Source organism: Sorangium sp. So ce367 (assembly GCF_051520455.1).
Taxonomy (GTDB): Bacteria; Myxococcota_A; Polyangia; order Polyangiales; family Polyangiaceae; genus Sorangium; species Sorangium cellulosum_B.
Window position 1 is genome coordinate 7,566,898 of record NZ_CP150334.1, and the last position, 12,025, is coordinate 7,578,922.

The window sequence follows — 12,025 nt, forward strand, 5'->3', positions numbered from 1 at the left end:
AATCGGATCGGGAGGAGACCGATGGCAAAACTGGAGAACCTGGTAGACCTGCTCGATCGCGCGCTGAAGCTTCATGGCCACAGGCCGCTGTTCGGCACGAAGACCGATGGCCGCTGGGACTGGATCACGTATGCGGAGTTCGGGCAGCTCGTCGCCAGGTTCCGCGGTGGGCTGGCGTCGCTCGGCGTCCAGCGGGGGGATCGGGTGGCCCTCATCTCCAACAACCGCGTCGAGTGGGCGGTCTCGGCGTACGCCTGCTTCAGCATGGGAGTCGCCGTCGTGCCGATGTACGAGGCGCAGCTCCCGAGCGAGTGGGCGTTCATCATCAACGATTGCGAGGCCGTGGCCGCGATCGTCGCCACGCCGCAGATCTACGGCAAATGCAAGGATCTCCCCGAGAAGGCGCCCTCGCTGAAGCACGTTGTCTGTCTGTTCGACCCCGACGGGGCGAGAGACGGCGTCCCCGGCGCGAAGACCAGCTCGTACAAGGAGCTCCTCGCCGCGGGCGAGCGGAGCCCGGCCCCGTCCATCCTGCCGACATCGAAGGACACGGCGTGCCTCATCTACACGTCGGGCACGACCGGCAACCCCAAGGGGGTGATCCTGTCGCACGGCAACATCGCCTCCAACGTCTGCGCGGTGCTGGATCTCATCCCCTTCGGCGGCGGCGATCGGAGCCTGTCGTTCCTCCCGTGGGCGCACTCGTTCGGCCACACCGGCGAGCTCCACGTGATGATCACGGTGGGCGCGTCGATGGCGCTGAGCGAGTCGGTCGACAAGATCCTCGCGAACCTCGGCGAGGTGCGCCCCACCGTGTTGATGAGCGTCCCGCGGATCTTCAACCGCATCTACGAGGGCGTGCAGAAGAAGATGGCGGGGAAGCCCGCCGTCATCCAGGCCCTGTTCCGCGCCGGGCTGCGCGCCGCGACGAAGAAGCAGAAGGGCGAGCCCCTCGGCCTCGTCGAGCGGCTCGCGCTCGTCGCGGCGGATCGCGTCATCTTCTCGAAGATACGCGCCAGTGTCGGCGGCAAGCTGAAGTACGCCATCAGCGGCGGGGCGGCGCTCGCCTATCAGGTGGCCGAGTTCGTCGACGCGCTCGGCATCACCGTCTACGAGGGCTACGGCCTCACGGAGACATCGCCCGTCGCCACCGTGAACTACCCGGGAGCCCGCCGCCTCGGCAGCGTGGGCAAGGCGATCCCGGGCGTGAAGATCGTCATCGACAGGTCGGAGACCCACGACCCGAAGCAGGGAGAGATCGTCGTCTACGGCCCGAACGTCATGGTGGGCTATTACAAGCGCGACGAGGAGAACAAGGCCGTCTTCACGGAGGACGGCGGCTTCCGCACTGGCGATCTGGGCTACCTCGACGATGACGGCTACCTCTTCGTCACGGGCCGCATCAAGGAGCAGTACAAGCTTGAGAACGGCAAGTACGTCGCGCCGGCCCCGCTCGAGGAGAAGATCAAGCTGTCTCCGCTGATCAACGGCGCGATGATCTACGGCGACAACCGCCCCTTCAACGTGGCGGTGATCGCGCCCGAGATGACGGCGCTCACGGAATGGGCGCGGGCCGAGGGGCTCTCGTTCGAGTCGACGGAGGTGATGCTGAAGCACCCGCGGGTGGTCGCGCACGTCCAGGCGGAGGTCGACAGGTACGCGTCTGATTTCAAGTCCTTCGAGAAGATCAAGCAGATCGCCCTCGCGGCCGAGGATTTCACGGCGGAGAACGGGATGCTCACGCCGACCCTGAAGCTGAAGCGGCGCGTGGCGCTCCAGAAGTACGGGCCCGCGCTCGAGGCGCTCTACGGCGGCGCGGGCGGCGCGGAGAAGACCGCGGCGCGCGACGCCGCGCAGCCCGGCTGAGCCTCCCGCGCCTCCCTGCCGGCGGTCCCTCGCCGCGCCCCCGCCGCCACCTGCCCTCCCCCCGTCCACGCCCTCTCCCCTCCCGGCGCGCGTTCGCGTACCCTGGGCGCGCCGGCGCGCGACGCGCGACGCGCGACGTCGACCGACGAACGGGAGCGGCATGACGACAACAGGCACCCAGAGGCGAACGCTGTATCCCGAGATCGAGCCGTACCGCGCCGGGAGGCTGCGCGTCTCCGATCTTCACGAGATCTATTTCGAGGAGTCGGGCAATCCGCGCGGCAAGCCGGTGGTCTTCGTGCACGGCGGCCCCGGGGGCGGCACGGAGCCGAAGCAGCGGCGCTTCTTCGACCCGGCCGCCTACCGGATCGTGCTCTTCGACCAGCGGGGCTGCGGCAGGAGCACGCCGTACGCGTGCCTGGAGGAGAACACCACCTGGCACCTCGTCGAGGACATGGAGAAGCTCCGCGAGCACCTCGGGATCGAGCGCTGGCAGGTGTTCGGCGGCTCGTGGGGGAGCACGCTGTCGCTGGCCTACGCCGAGCGGCACCCGGAGCGCGTGACGGAGCTCGTGCTGCGCGGCATCTTCCTCCTGCGGAAGCAGGAGCTCGACTGGTTCTATCAGCGGGGCGCCAGCGCCATCTTCCCCGACGCGTGGGAGGAGTACCTCGCGTTCATCCCCGAGCCCGAGCGGGGCGACCTGCTCGCGGCGTACCACCAGCGCCTCACGAGCCCGGACCCCGGGTTGCAGCAGCGGGCGGCGCGCGCGTGGAGCGTCTGGGAGGGGCGGACGAGCTGCCTGTTCACGAACCATGAGCTCGTCGCGAAGACGTCAGGTGATGAGTTCGCCCTCGCGTTCGCCCGGATCGAGTGCCACTATTTCATGAACAAGGGGTTCTTCACGACGGAGACGCAGCTGCTCGACGACGTGCACCGGATCCGCCATATCCCGACCGTCATCGTGCAGGGCCGCTACGATGTGGTCTGTCCGCCGGAGAGCGCATGGGCGCTCCACCGCGCGTTCCCCGAGTCCGATCTGCGCATCGTGGCGGACGCAGGGCACTCGGCGATGGAGCCGGGCATCCTGCACGAGCTGGTCGAGGCGACCGACCGGTTCCGCTGACGGGCGGTCACCGAGCGCGGCCGCCGCGGCACGGCCGAGCTCGGTGGATACGCCCGGTACACCAAACACCGTATTTCGCGGTCAACCACCTCCCGAGCGCCGCTCGCCCCCTCTCGCTATCCATCAATTCAGGCCGCGCGCAGGCTGTCGAGTCTGCTGGAGCCTGCCTCTCGGGGCGCGATCCGGCCGAATTACGCCGGACTCGGCCCTCCGGCCGCTTGCGCCGCGTGGGGTCGGTCTTTAACGTAAACCAAGGGAAGGGTTGATTCCCCGTGGAGGCTTATGGCAAAGAAGGCAGCACGGAAGACGTGGATCCTGGTCTCCGACGCAAGCCGTGCCCAGCTCTATCGTGAAGAGCCTGCTGGCAAGGGCTTTACCCTGCTCGAGTCCTACAACCATGACGAGAGCCGGGCGCGCGTGCGGGATCTGATGGCCGACGCGCACGGCCGCAAGCCGAATGGCACCTCCGGCGGGAACAGCAGCCCTGTCGGCGGCCCGGGGGGTCAGTACCTCGGCCGTCCCGGCGCCGCCCCCGACACCGATCCCAAGGAGGTCGAGAAGCAGAAGTTCGCCCAGGAGCTCGCGGAGGTGCTGGAGAAGGGGCTGAACGAGCACGCCTACGAGACGCTGGTGCTCATCGCGCCGCCGCACTTCCTCGGCCTGCTCCGCGGCGCGGTGAGCAAGCAGGTCAGTAACCACATCGAGACGAGCGTGGACAAGGACCTGAGCTGGCTGGACGGCCCCCGGCTCACCGAGCGGCTGCGCGAGCTGCGGGCCGGATAACGCCGCTCCCGGCTGCCTCGAACGTGTAGGCGACGCCGAGCCCGACGACGTTCGCCCGGGCGCTGTAGGCGCCGCCGTTGATGGTGTTCGGGTCCTCCGGCGGATTGGCCCGCACCGGGCTCACCTGCGGGAGCCGCGCTTCCCTCGGATCGACCCTCACATCCGCGGCGAAGGCGTGCGCATAGCTCGCGTCGAGGCGCCACCGGCCGAGGTGGACGCCGAGGCCGGCCGCCGTCGTCAGCTTCGTCGCGTCGATCGTCAGGACCGACAGGTACGCGGGCGGGACGGCGCTCTGCTCGAGGCTCACGCCGGCGCGCAGATCCCACCGCGCGCCCCCGAGATCGAAGGAATACTCGCCCCCGAGCCTCGCCGAGAGCGAGCTCTGGAAGCGCCGCGGGAACGAGACGGCTGGCACGCGGAACTCCTCCGGGAAGCCGGCGACGTTCCGGAGCACCACGCCGTCGGGCTCGACGAGGATGTCGTCGTGCATGCTCCAGCCCTCGACCCCGAACCCGAGCTCCACGCGCAGGTCGTCCACGACCCGCGCCTCCACCCCGGCGCGGAGGATCCACGGCAGGTCGAACGCGACGTCGGCGCCCTCGCCCTCCTGGACGGCGCGCTCGAAGACGGGCGCCGCGGGGAGCCGCGCCCTGAACTTGGCCGGCGCGCGCACCCAGATGGGCAGCTGGAAGGCCAGGCCGACGCGCCAGCGCGGCGTCGGGACGAAGAGCGCCCCGAGCTGGCCCGTGGGCGCCACGATGGGCGCGACGCTGAGCTCGGAATGGATGTCCCACTCCGGATCTTCGGGCGCGCAGAACATCCGCTCCGGGAGGCACCCGGAGACCACCATCCGGCTGTTGAACGCGCCGACAAGCGCGCTGACTCCGGCGCCGAAGCGCCATTCGGGCGACGGCGCGTACGCCGCCCCGACCCCCACGAGGGCGAGCGCGGAGCCCTCGAGCGTGAGCAGCGCGTAGCGCTGGGGCGCCGGCATGCCGTTCACCTGCTCCGGATAGCTGGAGAGGGCCGCGTACGGCGCCCACATCCCGCCCCAGACGACCCACCGCGGATCGACCTTGAACGACGCCGCCAGCGTGGGGATCGGCAGCACCGGCGCGCTGCCGGTCACCGGCTCCATCGTCTGCACGAAGCTCGCGCCCGTCGGCTCGCCGGTGTTCGGGTCGACCTGCCGTACGATCGCCTGGCGCGTGTGCCGGCTGCGCCACTCGAAGAGCCCGACGTCGAACAGGACCTGGGTGCCGGCCTCGTAGACGCCCGCGGGGTTGTAGGCGATCGCCCCGAGATCGTCGCCGCCGGCGATGTACGCCCCGCCGCGGGACGACGGGCGGACGCCGCGGTCGGTGAAGTACAGCCCGGCGGCGCCGGCGTCGCCCGCGGGCAGGAGGAGCGCCCCCGCGGCGGACGCCACGGAGAGCACGGCGCGGATCGTGGGCGTTTGCACGTGGATCACTCGTGCGGCCGGTTCTTGACGATGGCGTAGATCTGCTCGAGCCCGCGGGTCTCGTCCGTCAGGAAGTCCCTGACCGAGACAAACAGCTGCCGGTAGTCCTCCGCCGTCAGCGGCGCGCCGCTCCCTGCCTCGATGCGGTTCACGTCCGCGAACGCGTCGAGGAACACGTCGAGCGGCGCTCGGCCGTCCGCCATCGGCGTCACGAGCGCCGGGAGCACGTGCTCCATCGCGCGATACCTGTCGTAGCGATCGTCGTTGAGCGCCTTCAGCGCCTCGAGCCCCGCGTCGGCCGCGCCCGGCCCGCCGGCGCCCCCCGCCGGGGTCAGCGCGGTCGACGCGGCCTTCAGGATCCGGCGCAAGGCGTCGTCGTCGGCGAGGAGCTGGAGGCCGTCGGCGAGCGTCGTCGGCAGCACCTGGAACGGGGCGCCGGCCGCGTCCGCGTCGAGCAGGTAGGTGAGGAACCGCTCGATCTCCCGCCGCGCCGGCTCGTGGGCGCGGACTGCCTCCATCACGTCGACGGCGGCGGCGAACAGCGGGTGGCTCAGGAGGTCGCTCACCGTGGCGCCGAGCTCCTTCTGCGTCCAGGCGCACCGCCCCGTCGCCTCGCGATCGGGGCAGCGGGCGTTCAGTTGCTCGCGGAGGACGCGCAGGACGAGGGCGCCCATCCTCGGGAGCGCGCGGTTCTTGAACCGGGCCTCGGGCCCCGACCCCTCGACCGCGAGCAGCGCATCGACGAGCTCGTCCACGCCGCGCTTCCACTGGCCCTCTCGCTCGGCGGCGTCGGGCGCATTGCGCTGCGCGAAGCGCGCGTCGACGCCGTTCAGAGCGCCGGCGAGGAGGGTGAACACGGTGAGCTGGTCCTGGACCTGGCCATCCGCCCACGTGGCCTTCTTCTTCCCCCAGCGGTCGACCATGCCCACGCCGGCCGCGTAGCGGGTGCTGAAGAGGATGCGCGCGAGCTTCTCGATGACCTGGGCCTTCGTCAGCGGCCGATCTGCCGCGGGGCCGCGCCGCACGGTCACGGACGTGTCGCGCGCCATCCGGGCGAACGCCACCGACGACGCCAGGACGTCCTCGGCCCGGAGCGCGTCGGCAAGGAGCGGCTCGAAGCTGTTGACCCCTGCCTCCGAGCAGTACGCGGTGTTGGTCTCGGGCGAGCCGGCCTTGATGCACTCCGGCCCGTGCTCCTTGCCCGGCCAGTGGCGGTACGCCGTGCTGAAGAGATCGGTCAGGATCGCCTCGCCGGTGGTGCCGTGGTCGACGTCGGCGAACGCCTTCACGATGGGGCCCAGGTACGCGGCGAGCCCGAGCTGCTCCAGGAGGTAGGTCGTCCCCGGGTGGCGCACCCGGATCAGGTTCTCCGGGGAGCTGCACTCGTTCACGCCCAGCGCGTTCCTGGGGCAATGGATCGTGCCGGCCGGCTCGAGCGTCCCCGAGATGAACAGGTTCGTCGCGAGGTTCGCGCCGGCCCGGAAGGGATCCAGGTCCGGCAGCCCCGGGAACCTGTCCGAGTCCGCCCCGAAGTAGATGAGCCGGCTGAGCGCGGCCGGCGTGGGGTGGCTCGTCAGGCCGCCGATGCCGCTGGAGTCCACGAGCACCGAGTCGGTCACGAGCAGCGCCAGGGCCGAGGGCTTCACCTCGAGCTCGGCCCGCTTCGGGTCCCCGTCGGGGAGGAGCGAGTCGAGGTAGAAGGCCGCCAGGTCGTCGATCTGGAACAGCTCGCACTCGGCGAACTCGACGAAAGGCACCGTGACCTCGAAGGCGCTCACCACGGCGCCCTCCTTGTTGCACTGCCTGACGCCGGCGGTGTCGTGCATGAGCTGCATCAGCCGCTCCATGCCCGAGCGGTTGTCGCCGCCCCTCGGGTTCTTCGGGTCGATCGGCGTCTTCGGGGCCGCCGTCGACGGCGCCCCGACCGTGAGGTTGATGGCCGGGCCGTTCAGGTCCGACGGGTTGTACGCGTACTGGTCGCGGGTCGTGAGCATCGCCGCGATCGCGTCGCCCGCGTGCCGCGCGCCGCCGTGCGGGGTGAGGAGCGCGCCGCCCGCGATCGCCTCGAGCAAGCGCGCCACGAGCCCCGGCTGCTCCACGGCCCCGCCGAGCACCGCCGCGAGCTCGTCCCAGAGCGGCGCCTCGTCGTCGATCTGCGCCGGCGCCTCCTTGCCCTGGGCGGCCAGCCGGTCGTGCTCGCGGGCGACGTCCCGGATGCGCAGCGCCGCGGCGGTCATGCGCGCGAGCTCCGCCTCGCGGTTCTCGAGCAGATCGATGAGCGTGAGCAGGAGGACGTCCGAGTCCTTGTCGGCGAGCACCTGGCCGACCGCGTGCGCGAGGTCGGCGAGCGGCGAGTCCTCGCCGCGGAAGCGGCGGTACGAGAGGCAGCCGTCGCACCGCTCGTCCGCCGGCACGGCCCTGCCGCGGCGGACGTCGTAGCGGGCCTCCTCGCGGTCGCCGAAGAGCAGGTACGCGCCGGAGAGCGCGTACATGAGCCCTTCGTGCTCGGTCTTCCACGGCTCCGGATCGCCCTTGCCCGCGTACCGGGTCCCGTCGACGAGCGGCACGATCGACCGCAGCGCCGCGCCGAGGACGGTGCGGGAGGTGTCGACGTAGGCGTAGAGCTCCGGCGAGAGGCCCCCGAACGGGTCCCGCGGCGGCTCGGTGACGCCGGGGATGGCGAACGGCGGTTCGATCGCGAGCGGCGCGCCGCTCCGGTCCACGAACCTGCCGGACGCGTCGACGTCGGCGAGGCCGTCGCCGTCCGCGTCGGCGAACGGCGCGGGGACCCCGTCGCCCTGGGGGAGGACCCACCCGCGCCCGTCGCGGCGGGCGATGAAGATCGACCGCGGCGCGGCGAGCTCGGGGTGCTCCGCGAGCAGCGCCGCCTGCGCGAGCTCCAGGGTCGTGCGCGGGCGGCTCGGCTGCGCGGTGGCGGCGTCGATCGCGAGCGGCGCCCGCTCCGGCAGCGACAGCGCGGCCAGCTCCTGCTCGCCGGCCGCGAGCAGCGCCTGGAGCGCGGGCGCCCCCGGGCCGCCGGGGCCGAGCACGTCGAGCGCCGCCACGGTCATCGGGCGCAGCCCGGGGTACGCGAGCGCCGCGCCCAGCATGCCGAGCCCCACCTCCGCCGAGCGATAGCCCTGGCGCCCCCAGATGCTCGCGAGGGCGCAGACGGGCATTTCCTGCCCCTCTGCCCTGTCGCAGGCGATCGGCGCCCGCTCCCGCTGCCTCTTCTGGTCGCCCTCCTCCGGCCGCGCGCTCTCCTCGCCGCCGTGGATGAGCGCGTCCAGGAGCCTGGCGATCCCCCGGGTCGACGCGGGCAGGACCGGCGGCCCCGCCGCGTCGAACGGGTTCGTCTCGTAGAGCGGCGCGAGGGTCTGCGAGAGGCTCAGGACGGCATCGTGCAGCCGGATCTTGCCGCCCCCCTCGCCGGGCGCGACGTTGTCGATCTCGATGTCCGGCACCGCGGCGTTGACGGCGTCCACGAGGGCGTTGCGCCACCGCGCCATGGCCTCCACCTTGGCCACGCCCAGCCTGCGCGCCTGCTCCGCCCGCTCGCCCGAGACCGGCGGGAGCAGCGAGACGTCGACCTCGTCCTCGTACCGGCCCTCGCGGTCGTAGTGACAGACGCGCTGGTACGAGGCGCCCGTGGGGTCCTCGTGGAGGCTCGACGCGCCCACGCGGTCGCAGAGCATGCCGAAGACGTCGTCGCCCAGCCCGCCGCCCTCCGTGACCCTGGGAGGCGCCACCCGCGTCGTGTCGAGCGGCTCGTGACACGAAGCGATCGCCCCGCCGGCCGCGATGAGCGCGACGAGCCGGAGTACGACAGCGGCCGAGGAACCCAGCGCGCGCCTGCGCATGACGACAACCTCCCCCAGTTGCCTCCAGGGTAGACGATTCCACCCCAGGTGCGTAGGGGCTTGGCGCCCCTGCGGGTGTCAGGTGGGTGGCGTCGGAGCGCGCGTTCTCCAGTTCTCCAGCGTCACTGCGCTGCGACGGGGACGGCGGCGGGCTCGTGGGTATACGCTGCGGAGCGATGGCGACCCAACCCACCCCGCTCACCGCTGTCGTTCTCGCTGCTGGACAAGGGACTCGGATGAAGAGCGCCCGACCGAAGGTGCTCCACGAGCTCTGCGGCCGGCCGATGCTCCATTACGTCGTCGACGCGGCGCTGGCCGCCGGCGCCTCGGACGTCGTGGTCGTCGTCGGCCACGGCCGCGAAGAGGTCTCTGCGGCCCTGGACAAGGCGTTCGGCGCCCAGGGGAAGAAGGTCCGCACCGCGCTCCAGGCCCAGCAGCGCGGCACGGGCGACGCGGTGCGCTGCGCCATGCCGCACATCGACGCGACCTCCGAGGCGGTCCTGATCCTGTGCGGCGACACGCCGCTGCTCGATCCGGAGCAGCTCACGCAGCTCCGCGGGGCGCTCGACCGCGCGGGCGACGCGCCGATCGCGATGCTCACCGCGGAGGTCTCCGATCCGACGGGGTACGGCAGGATCCTTCGCGACGCCTCGGGCCGCGTGACCGGCATCCGCGAGCACAAGGACGCGACGCCCGAGGAGCGCGCGATCACCGAGGTGAACCCCGGCGTCTACCTCGCCCGCAGCGGGTTCCTCGGGCGCGCGCTGGCCGGGCTGACGACGGACAACGCGCAGGGCGAGCTCTACCTGACCGACATCGTCGCGCAGGCGGCGAAGGCCGGCGGCGCCGCGGCGGTCGTGGCCAGGGACGTCGGCTCGCTCGTGGGCATCAACGACCGCGCGCAGCTCGCCGCCGCCGAGGAGGTGCTTTACGGCCGCATCGCCGACCGGCTGCGCAAGAGCGGCGTCACGATCCGCACGAGCGCCCGCATCGACGCGGGCGTGGCCGTCGAGCCGGACGCCGTGATCGAGCACGCCGTGGTCCTGCGGGGCCGGACGCGCGTCGGCGCGGGGGCGCGGATCGACGTGGGCTCGGTGCTCACGGACGTTGTCGTCGAGGCGGGCGCCTCGGTGAAGCCGTACACGGTCGCCTCGCAGTCGTCGATCGGCGCCGGCGCGCAGATCGGGCCGTTCTCGCACCTCCGCCCGGAGAGCCAGATCGAGGCCGACGCGCACATCGGCAACTTCGTCGAGACCAAGAAGACCGTGGTCCGGAAGGGCGCGAAGGCGAACCACCTCGCCTACCTCGGCGACGGCGACATCGGCGAGGGCGCGAACGTCGGCGCCGGGACGATCTTCTGCAACTACGACGGCTTCCGGAAGCACCGGACCGAGATCGGCGCCGGCGCCTTCATCGGCAGCGACTCGCAGATCGTCGCCCCCGTGAAGATCGGCGCGGGCGCCTACGTGGCGACGGGCACGACCGTGACCCGCGACGTGCCGGACGAGGCGCTGGCGATCGGCCGGGTGAAGCAGGAGAACAAGGAGGGCTACGCGACGCGGCTCAAGGCGCGGCTGAAGGACGCGGCGAAGAAGTAGGCCCGAAAGCAATCGCCCTACCTCCTCGTCGAGCGAAGGACGGTCACCGGAGGCGCTCGAGCCGGCGGACTTCATCCCTGGGCTCGTGAAGGTGGAGGAGCGCGGATGACGTGGGCGACCAAGTACATCGAGCAGCTGAGGCAGGGGCAGACGGTCTCGTTTCGGCCGACGGGCAACTCCATGCAGGGCCGCATCGCGTCGCGGCAGCTGGTCACGGTGGCGCCGATCTCGACGCCGCCACGGGTCGGCGACGTGGTGCTCTGCAAGGTCGAGGGGAAGCAGTGGCTGCACCTGGTCTCCGCCGTCGGCGCGGACGGGCGCTTCCAGATCAGCAACAACAAGGGCCACGTGAATGGCTGGACGACCCGAGCGAACCTCTTCGGGATCGTCACGCATGTGGATGGCGTCGCCGAGAAGCGCAGATGACCGACCCGAAGCGGGCGAGGTCGACGCGGCCCCGTGCTGTTCACGCACGGTGAGGGGCGGTAGCGAGGCGACCGGCCGACCCGTCGAGCTCACACCTCCCAGCGCCGAAGGCACGCCGCGAGCGCATCGGCGATCCGGCCCGAGCTCCCGGCCGCGGCTGTAGCTCGGCCTCCGGCAACGACCGCGCAGGTCGTTTTCACGCGACGCCGGAGACACCCGTGCTCGCCCGGCTGCAACCTGGGTCGGCTCGAATCCTGGGAGGGCACGGATCTCGCCTGTGCCCGTGTATGTGATTCAGTTCACATTTGCAGGACAGGAGCCCCCATGCCCACGTACGAGTTCAAGTGCAACGACTGCGGCGCCGAGTTCGAGGTGGTCGCGTCGCTCTCCGAGTTCGAGCGCCTGAAGCGGGAGCGCACGGTCCAGTGCACGGCCTGCGGCCGCTCGAACGTCGAGCCGGAGATCGTGGCGTTCCAGGTGCAAACGGCGCGAAAGAGCGCCTAGGCAGAAGGACAAAGCGCCGTGTCGAGCGAGAACTACCACGAGCTGCCGGAGCTCCTGTCGGAGGCGACCAAGGAACGGCACCGCGCGATCGTCTCGTTGATCGAGGAGCTCGAGGCGATCGACTGGTACCAGCAGCGCGCCGAGGCGTGCTCGGACGCGGAGCTCCGTGCCGTGCTGCTCCACCACCTCGAGGAGGAGGTGGAGCACGCGATGATGAACCTCGAGTGGCTCCGTCGGAATGACCGCGTCTTCCAGGAGAAGATCGACATCTATCTCAACAGCCAGGGGCCGATCACCGAGGTGGAAGCGGCCGAGGAGGCGGCGAAGCTCGGCGCCGCGGCGAGGACCGGCGCCATGGCGCCGAGGGGCGCGCTCGGCATCGGGAGCCTGAAGGGGGCATGAT

The 12,025-nt window shown here is 71.5% G+C and carries 8 protein-coding genes and 1 pseudogene; 7 read left to right on the forward strand and 2 right to left on the reverse strand.

Translation table 11 applies throughout. From position 1 onward, the window contains the following. The first annotated feature begins 21 nt into the window (after positions 1-21). The 3 genes from WME97_RS28635 to WME97_RS28645 all read left to right on the forward strand — a co-directional run bounded on the left by WME97_RS28635 (position 22) and on the right by WME97_RS28645 (position 3,772). Entirely contained in the window at positions 22-1,866 is a 1,845-nt protein-coding gene (locus tag WME97_RS28635) for an AMP-dependent synthetase/ligase (RefSeq protein ID WP_437542013.1), read from the forward strand. A gap of 160 nt (positions 1,867-2,026) precedes the next feature. Further along, positions 2,027-2,989 (forward strand): prolyl aminopeptidase, encoded by a 963-nt coding sequence (gene pip, locus WME97_RS28640; protein ID WP_437542015.1) that lies wholly within the window; start codon positions 2,027-2,029, stop codon positions 2,987-2,989. 282 nt (positions 2,990-3,271) lie between these two features. After that, positions 3,272-3,772: a host attachment protein gene (locus WME97_RS28645; RefSeq protein WP_437542017.1), complete on the forward strand. Its 501-nt coding sequence runs from the start codon at positions 3,272-3,274 to the stop codon at positions 3,770-3,772. On the opposite strand, the gene WME97_RS28650 is transcribed toward WME97_RS28645, so the two are convergent. Beyond that, on the reverse strand, positions 3,738-5,234 hold the full coding sequence (locus tag WME97_RS28650) for an OmpP1/FadL family transporter (RefSeq protein WP_437542019.1): 1,497 nt from the start codon (positions 5,232-5,234) through the stop codon (positions 3,738-3,740). The genes WME97_RS28645 and WME97_RS28650 overlap by 35 nt on opposite strands. A 5-nt stretch (positions 5,235-5,239) precedes the next feature. Then, entirely contained in the window at positions 5,240-9,094 is a 3,855-nt protein-coding gene (locus tag WME97_RS28655; RefSeq protein WP_437542021.1) for a hypothetical protein, read from the reverse strand. A gap of 236 nt (positions 9,095-9,330) precedes the next feature. On the opposite strand from WME97_RS28655, the gene glmU reads away from it, so the two are divergent. The 4 genes and pseudogenes from glmU (at position 9,331) to WME97_RS28675 (ending at position 12,024) form a co-directional block, all read left to right on the forward strand. Continuing rightward, on the forward strand, positions 9,331-10,692 hold the full coding sequence (gene glmU / locus WME97_RS28660) for a bifunctional UDP-N-acetylglucosamine diphosphorylase/glucosamine-1-phosphate N-acetyltransferase GlmU (protein WP_437542023.1): 1,362 nt from the start codon (positions 9,331-9,333) through the stop codon (positions 10,690-10,692). A 99-nt stretch (positions 10,693-10,791) separates the two neighbouring features. After that, positions 10,792-11,118 (forward strand): annotated as a pseudogene (locus WME97_RS28665) (S24/S26 family peptidase); the annotation flags it as partial. Between the two features lie 324 nt (positions 11,119-11,442). Next, positions 11,443-11,622 carry an FmdB family zinc ribbon protein gene (locus WME97_RS28670; protein WP_437293213.1) on the forward strand — a complete coding sequence of 60 codons (180 nt, stop codon included), beginning with the start codon at positions 11,443-11,445 and terminating at the stop codon, positions 11,620-11,622. 18 nt (positions 11,623-11,640) lie between these two features. Further along, positions 11,641-12,024, forward strand: coding sequence for an encapsulin-associated ferritin-like protein (locus WME97_RS28675; protein ID WP_437542025.1), 384 nt, complete (start codon positions 11,641-11,643; stop codon positions 12,022-12,024). Position 12,025: the final 1 nt, after the last annotated feature.

Coding starts and splice junctions, on each gene's coding strand:
- WME97_RS28655 (WP_437542021.1), bottom strand. CDS start 9,094: ATGCGCAGGCGCGCGCTGGGTTCCTCGGCCGCTGTCGTACTCCGGCTC.
- WME97_RS28670 (WP_437293213.1), top strand. CDS start 11,443: ATGCCCACGTACGAGTTCAAGTGCAACGACTGCGGCGCCGAGTTCGAG.
- glmU (WP_437542023.1), top strand. CDS start 9,331: ATGAAGAGCGCCCGACCGAAGGTGCTCCACGAGCTCTGCGGCCGGCCG.
- pip (WP_437542015.1), top strand. CDS start 2,027: ATGACGACAACAGGCACCCAGAGGCGAACGCTGTATCCCGAGATCGAG.
- WME97_RS28645 (WP_437542017.1), top strand. CDS start 3,272: ATGGCAAAGAAGGCAGCACGGAAGACGTGGATCCTGGTCTCCGACGCA.
- WME97_RS28635 (WP_437542013.1), top strand. CDS start 22: ATGGCAAAACTGGAGAACCTGGTAGACCTGCTCGATCGCGCGCTGAAG.